Genomic DNA, 13,421 nt, shown 5'->3' on the forward strand with positions numbered 1-13,421 from the left:
AGCCGACATCCGGATTTCCGGCGGCGCCGCACACCCGGCATTGGCCCTGCCGAACTCCATGCAAATGGCTATGGAAAGCGCCAAGCGAACTACCTATCGTCGGTGCCGACCCGAGAGACCCTTGGGCTCGGCGCAACCACCGTGCAATGTGGCCGTCCAACTTCCACTGGCGGATGTCGGTTCGCGACATGCTGCCGCGATATGGAGCACGCATGCGCGCACTGCGGTCGTCCGTACTGTCCTCCATCCTGTGCGGCGGCCTGCTCGCCGGCACCATCGACATCGGCGCCGCGTCGCTGATCAATCGGATCAACCCGCTGATCATCCTGCGCGCGATCGCCAGTGGCGTGCTTGGGCCAGCGGCATTTCGCGGCGGCCTTCCCGTCTCCTTGCTGGGCCTCGTGCTGCAGTGGGCGATGTCGCTGCTGATCGCGGCGATCTTCGTGATGGCGGCACGACGCATGACCGGGTTGCGCGAGCGCTGGATCGTCGCCGGCCTGGCCTATGGCGTGGCGGTTTTCGTGGTGATGGAGTTCGTGGTGGTGCCGCTGTCGGCGGCGATGAATCCGCAGTTCACCGTCGCGTCGCTGCTGGAGAACGTGCTGGCGATGCTGCTGTTCGGCCTGATCGTGTCTTTCTTCGCGCGGCGGCTGGCGGGCGCCGCACGCTGATTTGCCGCGTGCGATCCACGGGCGCCGCTGGCACCCCTTTCATCAAGCTCACGTCGGCACGACGCCGGACAGGCCGGGGCTTTTCAGCGCCTGGCGGCGCCAGCGGCGCGCGAGAAGAGCGCGCAAAAGCTGCCGACCACCGTGATGTAGACGGCGAGGCAGGTTGCGATCCACACCATGTCGAGGGTCTTCGGATGCGCTCCGGTCAACGCCGGAACCATCACCTGGAATATCGCGAAATAGGCCAGCGCCCCATACACGCCACCGCAAAGCAGCGGTCGCTCCCACAACGACGCGGAGCGCCGCGCGCAGACGTAATACACCACCACGAGGGCGCACATCATTTGTGCATAAATCAGGGCTCCGGCCAGCGCCGTGACCAGGCCTCCGGCAAAGGCCCGGGGCCCGATGAACCAGGAAGCGAATCCCTGCAGGATGTGTTCAGGAGCAATGCCCTTCGGCCCCCACCACGCCATGGCCACCGCGGTATCCACGGTGGCCGCCGCGCAGCCGCCCGCGATCAGCCACAGCATCGGCACCAGCACGGATTGCGCGGCGGCGCGCGAATGCTCGGGGCTGGAACCTGTTCCAGCAAGGATGGGGCGGTCCAGGAGGTGGTAGGCGCTCTGCATGGGGTCACCATCGCGTGGTTGAAGCGTCGCATTCGTGACGACTGCGCTTCGAAAATACGACGACGATCTGCCGCGGCATAGGACCAATTCCCTGGTTTTCGACAGGACCAATCCGTTCATGATCGACAGGTGACTTCCGCTTGGCATGAACGCGCATGTCAAGGCGGAGGTACGCGGGATGCCTGGCTATAGACCACCTGCCAGCGGCCGTCGCGCTCGCGCCAGATGTCGGCAAAGCGCAGGCGCACCTTGAACGGCGCGCCGTCGCTCATGCCCTGCAGCGTGGCCACCCCGCCGAGTACGGCGCCATGGCGCCAGTGCCGCACAACCTCCTGCTCGACCACGAACGGCTGCAGCTTCCAGTCGGGCGCGGTGCAGTCGCGGATGAACTCGGCCTTGTCCTCCACCTGCAGACGGCTGTTCATCAGCACGTAGTCGTCGGCAAGCAGCCGGGCGAGCGCCTGGCCGTCGCCGCTGACCTGCGCGCGGTCGTAAGCGGCCACGGCCGCGGCGAGATCGGCGGGAAGTTGCCGGTGGCGGACCGGTACCTCCGTCGCGTGCAGCAACGAGGAGCCCAGCGCGAGCAGTAGCATCAGTCGGGCGCCTTTCATCTCGTTCACCTCGTCAGTTGGTGCTGTCAAAAAGGAAATGGACCCTGGGTGCAGCGGTTCGCGGAGAACGCGCGCGTCACGTGCCCGCTGATGGGCGACGGCGGTCGTCGAGTGCGACGACACCGGCGTCCGCGGTGACCACCATCACCGTCGCCGCCCCTGCCAGCAGCTAACCGGCGTCGCGCCGCAACCGCAGATCATTGAACTTGCGTCGCTCGATCAAGCCGGTGACGTGCCCCGCGGCATCGCGACGGAAGATCAGCAGGTTGCGCTCGTCGTCGGTGCCCATGAATACATCGCGGGCTATCGGTTCGACCGCCTTGAACGGCCGCCCGGCACCGGTCACGTAGCCAAGCACGTGGTCGCGCACGCTGAAGGTCCAGGCATGCGTGGGAGCGTAGCGGTAACTGCCGACGTAATCTGCCGGCTGCAATCCGGCGACCTGCAGCTTGGGCGGCGCTGTCGGAATGGTCACGTCGGCGCTTCCGGCGATGCGCCACTGCCCTTGCTGTTTCACGAAGGTGATCAGGGTCTGGTAGCGCACCACGAAGTGCTGCCCGAAGAAACTCTCCCGCTCATACTGCTCGACATTCAGCAAGGCAGTGTCGCCGGAGGCGTGCAGCACCGGATGACGCAACTCGATGCTGCCGGAGATATCCGCCGGGAACGGGGAAAGCGAAGCCACCGCCTCGTGCTTGTGCAGGGTGTGGCCAAACTCGTCGACCAGCACAGCGTCGTCAGTGAGGGTGCGCTCCCACACGTCCTTGCGTCCGGTCGGAATGGCATCCACCCAGGATTGGGTGATGGCGACCAGTTGATCGCGCAGCACGTTGGGCGCGGCTGCGGCGTGCAGCGCGAGCAGGGGCAGGCTCAGGCTGGCGAAGACGAGAGATGAGGCGAGGTGGCGACGCATGAGGCGACTCCCTGATGACAAATGGAAAGGTATGCTGGATCGGCGGGCCTCGTACATGACCAATAGAAGCCGAAGACCGCGACCAATGCCGTATCCCGCGCACGCCGAACTCGACAGCAAACTGTCCGGCGTGCCGCACAACCGGAAGGCGCATGCGGCACGAACCTGGCGTCGGCGCCACCCTATCGCTGGACGCGCGCATGGCTAAGCAGCGATCCACAGCGCCGTGCGGCATCCGGACCTCCGATACATGCAACTCGGCCAGGAAGCCCGCATGGCGTGGCGAGACGCCAAAAGAGAAGCCGGGATCCCTTGTGGGGATCCCGGCCGAGACCAACCCTGGGTTCAGGTCGCGCTCAGAACTTCTGGTTGTAGCGCAGGTAGTAGAAGCGACCGATGTCGAAGCCGCCGTAGTATGAGTACTGCGAGCTCGGTGCCGAGTACATGACCGGACCCACGTGGCCGAACACGTTGTTCGCACCGACCGACACGGTGGCGTTCCATGGCGCATTCCAGCGGAACTGCACGTCGTGGAAGGTGTTGGCACCCACGCTGTGCAGGCGGATCGCTCCAGTGGACGGCGAGACGTAGTCCGGCAGGTTGCATTCCGGACCACCACCCGGCACGTTGTCTTGCGAACAGGGTTCCTTCATGCCCGAGTAGTAACGCGTCGTCCAGCTCGCACTGAAGTCACCCAGGCTCCAGTCGACTCCCAGATTGGAGCGGACGCGGAAGTTGCTCTCGGGGTTGGTCCCGAAGAAGCTGGTCAGGTGCTGCACGACCGTGGTCGGCTCATCGTCGGCCTTCAGATCAAGGTAATCGGTGTAGGTGGAGTTCCAGTGCACCGCGAACTTGCCGAACGAGAACTCGGGCAGACGATAGTTGACGCCGAAGTCGTAGCCCTTCGTGTCGACCCAGCCGGCGTTGCGGCTACCGCGCAGCGCGTAGGTCACCACGCCCGTCGTCGGGTTGCGCTGGAACAGCGAGCTGTTGCAACGCGAGGCGGCGCCGAGCACGTAGCAGTCGCTGAGCATGGCGGACATCGTGTCGGGGGTGATCGCGTTATTGACGCGGATGCGGTACATGTCCAGGCTCAGGTCGAGACCCTGCAACCAGCTCGGACTGTAGACCGCGCCCAACGTGCGGCTGATCGAGGTTTCAGGCTTGAGGTTCGGATTGGCTCCGGCGAAGGTCTGCACACCGGATTGGCAGGGAAACGTCGTGCACGGCGCATTGCCCTGGCCGAGCTGGACGAAGCCCGCCGGCGTGCCCGGCTGACCACCGAAGCCGCTGGCGCAACGCTGCGCCACGGCCGGGTTGGTTGCCGCCGCGCCATTCGCCGTGTCGCACGGATCGTTGTAAGAGTCAAACGTGCCACCGATGCCGCCGAACAGGTCAAAGATGGTCGGCGCGCGGAAGCCCTGCGCGTAGGTACCGCGGATCAACAGGTCATCGAACGGCTTCCACGCCAGGCTGTACTTGTTGTTGGTGGTGGTACCGAACGAGCTGTAGTCCGAGTAGCGGCTGGCCACGTTGGCGGTCAGGCTCTTCGCGAACGGCACGTCCTTCAGCAGCGGCGCCTCGACCTCGACGTAGTACTCCTTGACGTTGTACTCGCCGCCGGTGGGGCCGGACGACAGGTCGGTGCTCAAGGCGGACTGCTTGAGCGCATCCGGCACGAACGAGCCGGACTCGTGGCGATACTCGAAACCCGCCGCCACGCTCAGGTCGCCGGCCGGCAGGGTGAGCACCGAACCGGTGAGGTTGGCGCTGTAGTCCACCGTGCGAGTTTTGCCGACGTCGTGGGAGTACGGGAACAGATAGGCTTGCAGGGTCGGATCGGACAGCGAGTTCTTGCCACCCTGGCCCGCGGGGATGAACGGGTTCCAAGGGACGCACGAGCCCGGGGCGCTGCCGTAAGGCAGGGCATTGTCCGGGCCGGTGCCGCAGGTGACCAGGCCGGTGGATGGATCCAGGAATGACGGACCGAGTGCACCCGTCAGGGAAGTCAGGCTGAAGTCGCCATGGCCGGTCTGGAGCGTCTCGTTGTCGTTGACGAAGCCGCCGATATCCCAGTTCCAGCTGTGCTCGCCGATGTCGAAGCTGCCTTCCAGGGTGCCGGAGAAGCGGTACGTCGCCAGATCCATCTGCGTGACGCGGGGCACTTCCCAGCCACGGCGGTAGAAGTCGATCTCTTCGCCGGTCGGGTTGAAGTAGCTTCCCGGCGAAAGGCCGATCACGCCCCGGCCGTCCGGCGGCGTGAACGGCAGGTAGAACGCCGGCTGGAACGGGTAGCCGGCGACCTGCTGCGTGGTCTCGCGCTTGTTGTACAGGAAGTCCGACGAGAACTTGATGTTGTCGGTGATGTTGTAGTCGCCGCTGACGAACAACGAGTGGCGCTCGATACCAGTGGTCAGCATCATCTCCTCGTTGGCGTTGCTGTGATCAGGGGTGGTGTCAGGACCCGACGTGGTGTGCCAGTCGGCCGGGTTGGCCGGGTCGCCGCCCGGGTTCAATGCACAGGTACCGTAGCGGGGACTCGGCGTGCAATAACTGTCTGGCATGAAGAAATTGCCGTACTGCGACACGACGGTCCAGCCGTCCTGCGGGTGGCGCGTGGTGTCGGGATACCGGCTGAAATCACGATCCTTGGCCCAGACCGGATCTTCCTTCGAATACTCGGCGCTAAAGGTGATGGAGCCCTTGTCGCTGTGGGCGCCCATGGTCATGCTGTAGGTCTGCTTGTCGCCGTCGCCCTGGCTGTACTGGCCCAGATAGGCGCTGGCTTCGGCACCGTCGAAGTTCTTGCGGGTGATGATGTTGACCACGCCGGCGATCGCGTCGGAGCCGTAAATCGCCGAGGCGCCGTCCTTCAGCACCTCGATGCGGTCGATGGCGGCAACCGGAATCTGCGACAGATCCTGCAGGCCACTGGTGATGGTGCCCAGCCGTTTGCCGTTGAGCAGGATCAGGGTGCGGTTGGCACCGAGGCTGCGCATGTCGATGTAGTAGCCGCCGACGGCCTCGCCGGAAGCCAGCACGGAGGAGCGGCTGATCGGCGGGGTACCTGCCTGGGGCAGGTTCTGCAGGATATCCGCCACCGAGTTGAAGCCCTGGTGCGCGATCTGGGTGCGGTCCATCACGATGATCGGCTGCGCGGTTTCGATATCCGCACTGCGGATACGCGAACCGGTGACCACGACGGTCTGCAGCGTCTTGGTGTTGGCCGGCTGGGCCTGGCCGGCCGGTTTCGTGTCCTGTGCAAACGCCATACCCGAGGCGCCCAGAGCCATGACCGCACCCAGCGAAAGCGCCAGGCTGACGGCGGAAGAAAGCTTGTTTACCCCGATTTTCATAAAACTCTCCAATAGTTATAAACAACAAGAAATCGCGCGTGGTCTGCGTACGTCCTGCGTTTACCTGCCTGAGCGGTCCGAACTGCCATTGCACTGCCGGCATTGCACGTTCATTGCCGAAAGTCACGAATGAAAACTGGCTACCTCCCGCTCTGGTCAATGGCCGCACTTCGCATGCCGCCGACACGACCCCGACGCATGCGCGGACCCTGCCGCGCGCGTGGAACCGGCGGCACCCATGGTTCAACGAACCTCAACCACACCAGCACCAAAAGCTCAGGTGGTGCCACGGAGCGGGAATTTCCGCGTTCGACCACCCCCACGAAACCGCCGGTCGGAACGCACGATAAACGGGTGAACAGATTTCTTACATGACCAATTACGGCTTTTTTCACATAACCAATAGATCGCACCAGGCGGATGATTCCACAGGCGTGACTCTCGGCACTGGGGACAGGACATGCCGGCAATTAGTCTTCGTGTGATCTGCATCCGACCACGCAAGCCATATAACCAATTCATGAATATTTCGTATAGCCAATCCGGGACTAATGCATGTTTATTTAGCTCGACAGCGGCTGGCCGGTTTCCCACAGCTGGCCTGCGCGTTCAAGGCAGCAATCCTCGACGGCAGTCTCAACGCGGGCTCACGGCTGCCGCCCACGCGAGCACTGGCACAGAAGCCGGGCATGTCGCGCATCACCGTACTGTCGGCCTACGACCAATTGCCCGCCGGGGGCTGCCTGCAAGGCGTCGACGGCAACCCCCCAACAGACAGAAAGAGGCAACGCAATGAGTCCGCCAAGGCGGAGTCAATGCGTTCCGCAGCAAGACGGTTGATCAGCTCGCGTCGACTTGTACTTGGTCTCGATGTACGGCGCGCCGATGGCGCCGGCATGGTTGCAATCCAGTGGCAGTATCTTGTTGAACAGTTTGTTGACCGGCAGGGACCGTCGGCGTGTAGGTGACGCTGGCGTTGTACAGGATCCACGCCGGCAACTTGTCCGTTCCCTCGTCCGTGTAGTTGTTGTCGGTAGCCCCCAAGGTGTTGGGGGAGCGCCCGTAGTGGTTGAAGTAGACCGCCGTGCTCCACTGTTCACTCAGCGTCCAGCTGATCGAGCCGTTGACCTTGCTCTTGCAGTCGGTACTGAAGAACGGACTGCGCAACAAGTCGAGCACGGTGTCGTCGGGAAAGGCGGCTGTGTTTGAGTACGTCGCTGCAGGAAGCGGCGAACGTCAGCTTGGGCCCTTGGGGATCTTGTTCCAACGGCTGGAAACAGAAAAAACGCCGCGGGTCCAAATTGCAGAACCGGAGAGGTGATGCAGCCGCGGCGCAGGAGTAAAGGGATCCGTTGACGAAATGCGGCGCCGTCGGTGCCGGCATTGATCGCGCAACAGCGACAGGACGTTCACATTCGAACGCCTTCACAGAGGCAAAGCGAAGGGCGCACGATAGGCGTCCCGAATCATTTCCAACATGACCACTTCGCGGCCACGCTGCATGGCCAATCCGGAGAATCCGATGTTTCTCGAACTCGATGGCGAAGGTGCCGCCTATCAGCAACTGACCCGGGCATTCAAAGCCGCCATCCTCGACGGCAGCCTCAGCGGCGGCACGCGGCTGCCGCCTTCGCGGGCACTGGCGCAGGAACTGGGGATGTCGCGCATCACGGTGCTCTCCGCCTATGACCAGCTGCGCGCAGAGGGCTACCTGCAGAGTCGAGTCGGCTCGGGCAGCTATGTCAGCGAACTGCAACTCACGCCCAGGTCGGGCCCGCCGAAGACCACGCGCATCGCGCCGCCGTCGCGCTATGCCGAGCGCTCGCTGCGGCATTCCGCCCAGACGACTTACCGCGCGCATCAGGGTTTGCGCTATGAGCTGCAGTTCGGCGAGACACTGCTCACTCCCCCGCTGAACAACGCTTGGGGCCGGGAACTCGCCCGCGCGGCGAGTTATACCTCGCTCGAACGCACTGTCTCCAGAGGCTCGCCGGCCTTGCGCGAGCAGGTCAGCAAATACCTCATTAGCCGGCGCGGCGTGCGGGCGGATCCCGACGACATCCTGATCGTCAACGGAACGCAGCAGGCCTATGCATTGGCGGCGCGCGTCCTGCTGAACGAGGGCGACCCCATGGTGATGGAGGAGCCGCACTATTTCGCCGCCTGGCGCGCCTTTGCCGCGCACGGGGCGGAGCTGCAAGCCGTCCGGACAGACGACGAAGGACTGGTTTGTGCCGAGTTGCCCGACGTGCCACCTCGGCTGATCCTCGTGACGCCTTCGCACCAGTTCCCGTCCGGCCCGGTCATGTCGCTGCCGCGACGGCTCGAACTGCTGCGCTACGCGGAAGCGAACCGCTGCTGGATCATGGAGGACGACTACGACAGCGAATTCCGCTACGACTCCCAACCGCTGTCCACATTGCGCTCGCTGGACAAGGGCGATCGCGTGATCTACGTGGGCACGTTCTCCAAGGTGTTGTTTGGTTCCCTCCGACTGGGCTACATGGTGCTGCCCGCCGTGCTGCGCGAGTACTTCACGAAGGCCCGATACCTGAGCGACATGGGCGGCCTGGCGGTCGAACAGGCGGCGCTGGCTCACTTCATGGAAAGCGGAGCGTTCGAGCGGCACCTGCACAAGGTCGGCAAGACGCTGAAGCGACGCCGCGAGGTGATGCTGGAAGGCATGCGCCAACATGCCGGCACGCGCGTGCGGGTAAACGACTCGCAGGCGGGCATGCACGTGGTGGCGTGGTTGCCCGATTACGACTACACCCAACTCGACGAACTGATCCAGTGCGCGCAGGAACGCGGGCTTGGGCTCTATCCGGTAGCGCCGTGCTACCACCGGAGACCCGAGGTTCCCGGCCTCATCCTTGGCTATTGCGGCCTGCCCGAGGCCGAGCTGCGCGAAGCGATGCGCCTGTTCGGCGCATGCCTGGATACCATCGACGCCCGGCGCCGCGAAACCGCCTGACCGGTGCCGGCGCGCCAGACGGTCACGGCCAAGCGGGACGTCAAAGGTAGCTGAGCCACCAATCCGTGCGCCGCCGCTTCACGCCCGCATACCAGCGGCACAGCGGAAACATCAGCACGAGCACCGCCAGCCAGATCAGGTACAGCACCGGCACGCTGGCGCCCCATCCCGACGGCTGGGAAAACGGGAAGTGGGCGAGATCCGGTGACTCGAACATCTCGCTCACCCGGCCATACCGCCACCAGCTTGCCGCCACCGCGAGCAGGTGGATCAGGAAGAAGTGCAACACGTAGAAGAACAGCGGCACCTTGCCGATGACCAGCGCCGGCCGCAACCACCCGGGCACTCCACGGTCGAACGCGCGCAGCAACAGCAAGGCCGGCCCCAGCGTCATCAGCAGGAACAGCAGCGAGGGCGGGTACTTGTTGGTGTCGATAAAAGACATCACCGTCCACAGCACCGATGTCTGCGTTGACCATGGCCGCGGATCGCCATAGACATTGGCCAGCCGTACCACGACAAAGGCAACGCAGAGGCCGACGCCGAGCCACCCCAACCACGCACGCCGCCCTGCCGCATCCATGCGATACACCTGCCCCAGCACGTAGCCCAGCGCCGTCACGCCGACCCACGGAACCAGCACGTAGGCAACGAACACCAGCGAGCGGCCATTGTCGAAAATCGGCCCGGGCACGTGCAGGACCGTCCACAGCGGCGCCAGGCGATCGAACGTGAACGGTGCCACGCCGTCCAGTGCGTTGTGCCCCACGATCATGGCGACGCCCATGCCGGCGATCGCCCAGGCCGGTAGCCAGATCAACGCCGCCAGCACGATCATCGCCCAGCCCAGCGCCCACAGCACGGTGATGATGGTCACCTGGTAATCGACGTTGAACTGGAGCGCGAAGCGCATCACCACCAGTTCGAGAAAGATCAGCCAGAGGCCGCGCGAGAGCAGGAAGCGCGCCAGCTCGGCCTTGTGCAGGCGGCGCCGCGTCAGGCAGGCGCCGACGCCGGTCAGCAGGAAGAACATCGGCGCGCAGAAATGGGTGATCCAGCGGGTGAAGAACAGTGCCGCCGTGGTGGTGTCGAGGTTGGTCGGCTGGCTGGTCAGGTCGCCGAAGAAATCGTGCACGTGATCGAGCGCCATCAGGATCATGATGATGCCGCGTGCCACGTCGATCGACTCGACGCGGGCCCGCGCGGGCATCGGGCCCGCGATGCCCGGCGCGGCTGGCGCGATTGCACGAATGTGATCAGCCATCATTTGCCGCCCCACCCCGGAACGTTGCCGAAACACGACCTGTCGCCGCGAAGCACGACGGATTGGCCGGCGCACGGTAATCGCGTCATACCCCGTCAGCCGTGTTCGTGGCCATGACCAATTATCGCGATTTGCACATGACCAATGGGCGCCATCCCGCGACCCTGCCGACCGCCACGCTCCCGGCGCCTGACCGCCGCCGCGCCTCCCGTGCGATCATCGGCGACGTCAACTGGTTCCGCCATTGAGGCTCTCGCCCGTGCCGTACGTCCTCCCGCCACCGACCCAGCCCAGCCTGCCGATCATCGGCAGCGAGGCACGTTTTCCGATCCGCCGGGTGTTCTGCATCGGCCGCAATTACGCCGAGCACGCGCGCGAGATGGGCGCCACGGTGGACAAGGCCGCGCCGATGTTTTTCTGCAAGCCGGTCGACGCGGTGGTGGCCGACGGCGTCGACGTGCCCTACCCCACGGCGACCGCCGACCTGCACCACGAGGTGGAGATGGTGGTGGCGCTGGGCGCGGGCGGGCGCGAGCTTGATCCAGCTGCCGCGGCCGCGCTGGTGTGGGGCTACGGCGTGGGTCTGGACCTGACCCGCCGCGACCTGCAGGCGCAGGCCAAGGCGAAGGGCCATCCATGGGACGTGGCCAAGGCGTTCGACCATTCGGCGCCGGTCTCTGCGCTGCGCCCGGCGGCGCAGGCACACGTGGATGCGGATACCGTGCTGCGCCTGCATGTCAACGGCGAGCTGCGCCAGCAGGCGAGCCTCGGCGACATGATCCACGACGTGCCGCACATCATCGCCGCGCTGTCGCAACTGTTCGAACTGCAGCCTGGCGACCTGATCTTCACCGGCACCCCGGCAGGCGTGGCGGCGCTGCAGCGCGGCGACCGCTTCCACGCCGAGCTGGCCGGCGTCGCCGAGCTCGCCGGGCGGATCATCTGAAACCGCGTCTCGCCGCCTGTCCCAGGCCCCCACGCTGCGCTAAAGTCCCCTTGCCATATGGCAAAACCCGGGGAGAAACGCATGAGCATGCTGCAGGAATTCAAGGCGTTCGCGATGCGCGGCAACGTGATGGACATGGCCGTCGGTATCGTCATCGGCGGTGCGTTCGGCAAGATCGTCAGCTCGCTGGTCAGCGACGTGATCATGCCGCCGATCGGCTGGCTCACCGGCGGCATCGACTTCTCCAAGCTGAAATGGGTGATCAAGCCGGCCGACGACAGCGATCCGGCGCACAAGATCGCCGAGGTGGCGATCAGCTACGGCACTTTCATCAACACCATCATCACCTTCATCATCATCGCGTTCGCGATCTTCATGGTGATCAAGGCGATGAACCGCCTGCAGAAGAAGCAGGAGGAAGCGCCCGCTGCACCGCCGGCCGACGTCGCCCTGCTCACCGAGATCCGCGACCTGCTGAAGAACAGACAGCCGTGACCCGCCGGCGGTAGCGGCCCTGGCTGCTGCCGCCGCCCATGACTTCTGGCCTAAGCACGACCCGGCCGCCACGCCATAATCGGGGTTTCATCCGCGGAGTGCTCCGATGCGCCGTCTCCCCCTCACTTTGCTCGCTGCCGGCCTGCTGCTGGCCGGCGGCATCGCCAGCGCCGCCACCACGATTCCCGCTACGGCCGTAAAGACGGCCGAACAGTTGCGCGACCAGGCCCTGCACGATGGCACGGCCATGGCCGTGGTGACCTCGCTCACCACCGAGGTCGGCCCTCGGCTGGCCGGCAGCGCGGCCGACCTGCGCGCCCGCGAATGGGCGCTGGCGAAGTTCCGGGAGCTGGGTTTTGACAAGGTCTACAGCGAGCCGGTGACGTTCCCGCTGTGGCAGCGGCGCAGCGAGAGCGGTGCCATCGTGGCGCCGTTCCCGCAGCCGCTGGTGCTCACCGCGCTGGGCTACTCGCCGGGCACGCCCGCAGGCGGTCTCAGCGCGCAGGTAGTGAAGTTCGACAGTCTGGAGGCGCTCAAGGCCGCCGATCCGTCCAGCGTCAAGGGAAAGATCGTCTACGTCGACTACCAGATGCACCGGCAGAAGGACGGCCATGACTACGGCATGGGCTCGGCCGTGCGCGTTGCCGGGCCGCCGATCGCCGCGGCCAAGGGCGCGGCCGGCTACCTGCTGCGCTCGGCCGGCACCGACATGCACCAGCGCATCGCCCACACCGGCGTTACCGGCTTTCGCGACCCGAAAGCGCGCACGATTCCGGCCGCCGCGCTGTCCAATCCCGATGCGGACCAGCTCGATCGCGTGCTCGCCTACGGCAAGCCGGTGACAGTGCGGATGGATCTGGATTGCGGCATCGTCGGCGAATACACCGGCGCCAACGTGATCGGCGAGATCACCGGCAGCAAGCACCCGGACCAGGTGGTGGCGATCGGCGGCCATCTCGATTCGTGGGACCCGGGCACCGGCGCCATCGACGACGGCGCCGGCATCGCCATCACCATGGCCGCGGCCAAGCTCATCCACGACCTGCCGCAACGCCCCGACCGCACCATCCGCGTGATCGCCTTCGCCAACGAGGAGATGGGGCTGTGGGGCTCGCGCGCCTACGCGCAGAAACATGCCAGCGAGGTGGCGAAGTTCCAGCTCGGCACCGACTCGGATTTCGGCGCGGGGAAGATCTGGCGCATGAGCGCCAGCGTGAAGCCCGAGGCGCGCGGCGCGATCGAACAGATCGCCGGCGTGCTGGCGCCGCTGGGCGTGGCCTACGACGCCACGCGTCCCGGCGGCGGTGGCTCGGACCTGTCGCAGATGCATGCACGCGGCATGGCCGCGCTGAGCCTGACCCAGGACGGCACGCATTACTTCGACTGGCATCACACCGCCAACGACACGCTGGACAAGATCGACCCGGCCGACCTGGCGCAGAACGTGGCGGTCTACGCGACATGGGTCTACATGGCCGCCCAGGCCGATGGCGACTTCGGCTCGGCTCCCGGCGCGTTCGCCGAGGACAGCACCGGCGAATGATGCCCCGCTCTCCCGC

11 protein-coding genes and 1 pseudogene are annotated in these 13,421 nt (G+C 65.4%); 6 read left to right on the top strand and 6 right to left on the bottom strand.

Annotated features, from left to right (window positions below; genetic code table 11):
• The first annotated feature begins 212 nt into the window (after positions 1–212).
• Complete coding sequence (locus B1991_RS11340) at positions 213–671, top strand: hypothetical protein (protein ID WP_136258789.1); 459 nt, start codon at positions 213–215, stop codon at positions 669–671.
• 83 nt (positions 672–754) lie between these two features.
• Here the strand turns inward: B1991_RS11340 and B1991_RS11345 are convergent, their stop codons facing one another.
• The 4 genes from B1991_RS11345 to B1991_RS11360 form a co-directional block, all read right to left on the bottom strand.
• Positions 755–1,303 (bottom strand): hypothetical protein, encoded by a 549-nt coding sequence (locus tag B1991_RS11345; protein ID WP_136258790.1) that lies wholly within the window; start codon positions 1,301–1,303, stop codon positions 755–757.
• A gap of 158 nt (positions 1,304–1,461) precedes the next feature.
• Complete coding sequence (locus B1991_RS11350; RefSeq protein WP_136258791.1) at positions 1,462–1,914, bottom strand: nuclear transport factor 2 family protein; 453 nt, start codon at positions 1,912–1,914, stop codon at positions 1,462–1,464.
• A 169-nt stretch (positions 1,915–2,083) separates the two neighbouring features.
• Positions 2,084–2,827, bottom strand: a complete 744-nt coding sequence (locus tag B1991_RS11355; protein ID WP_168709629.1) for a YybH family protein — start codon at positions 2,825–2,827, stop codon at positions 2,084–2,086.
• Positions 2,828–3,183: 356 nt separating this feature from the next.
• The gene (locus B1991_RS11360) at positions 3,184–6,120 is read right to left on the bottom strand and encodes a TonB-dependent receptor plug domain-containing protein (protein ID WP_136258858.1); all 2,937 of its coding nucleotides are present in this window, start codon (positions 6,118–6,120) and stop codon (positions 3,184–3,186) included.
• Positions 6,121–6,734: 614 nt separating this feature from the next.
• Here B1991_RS11360 and B1991_RS19005 point away from each other — a divergent pair.
• A pseudogene (locus B1991_RS19005) lies at positions 6,735–6,932 on the top strand (GntR family transcriptional regulator); the annotation flags it as partial.
• 91 nt (positions 6,933–7,023) lie between these two features.
• Here B1991_RS19005 and B1991_RS19010 read toward each other — a convergent pair.
• Positions 7,024–7,362: a hypothetical protein gene (locus tag B1991_RS19010; protein WP_246031149.1), complete on the bottom strand. Its 339-nt coding sequence runs from the start codon at positions 7,360–7,362 to the stop codon at positions 7,024–7,026.
• 343 nt (positions 7,363–7,705) lie between these two features.
• Here B1991_RS19010 and pdxR point away from each other — a divergent pair, with 343 nt between their 5' ends.
• Positions 7,706–9,157 (top strand): MocR-like pyridoxine biosynthesis transcription factor PdxR, encoded by a 1,452-nt coding sequence (gene pdxR / locus B1991_RS11370; RefSeq protein ID WP_136258794.1) that lies wholly within the window; start codon positions 7,706–7,708, stop codon positions 9,155–9,157.
• Between the two features lie 40 nt (positions 9,158–9,197).
• Here the strand turns inward: pdxR and B1991_RS11375 are convergent, their stop codons facing one another.
• Positions 9,198–10,421, bottom strand: coding sequence for an acetyltransferase domain-containing protein (locus B1991_RS11375; RefSeq protein WP_246031143.1), 1,224 nt, complete (start codon positions 10,419–10,421; stop codon positions 9,198–9,200).
• Between the two features lie 259 nt (positions 10,422–10,680).
• Here B1991_RS11375 and B1991_RS11380 point away from each other — a divergent pair, with 259 nt between their 5' ends.
• The 3 genes from B1991_RS11380 (at position 10,681) to B1991_RS11390 (ending at position 13,405) form a co-directional block, all read left to right on the top strand.
• Positions 10,681–11,367, top strand: coding sequence for a fumarylacetoacetate hydrolase family protein (locus B1991_RS11380; RefSeq protein WP_136258795.1), 687 nt, complete (start codon positions 10,681–10,683; stop codon positions 11,365–11,367).
• 81 nt (positions 11,368–11,448) lie between these two features.
• Positions 11,449–11,862, top strand: a complete 414-nt coding sequence (mscL, locus tag B1991_RS11385) for a large-conductance mechanosensitive channel protein MscL (RefSeq protein WP_136258796.1) — start codon at positions 11,449–11,451, stop codon at positions 11,860–11,862.
• Between the two features lie 106 nt (positions 11,863–11,968).
• Positions 11,969–13,405: a M20/M25/M40 family metallo-hydrolase gene (locus tag B1991_RS11390; protein ID WP_136258797.1), complete on the top strand. Its 1,437-nt coding sequence runs from the start codon at positions 11,969–11,971 to the stop codon at positions 13,403–13,405.
• Positions 13,406–13,421 lie beyond the last annotated feature (16 nt).

Origin of the sequence: Rhodanobacter lindaniclasticus (genome assembly GCF_004799035.1) — a bacterium.
Lineage (GTDB): Bacteria > Pseudomonadota > Gammaproteobacteria > Xanthomonadales > Rhodanobacteraceae > Rhodanobacter > Rhodanobacter lindaniclasticus.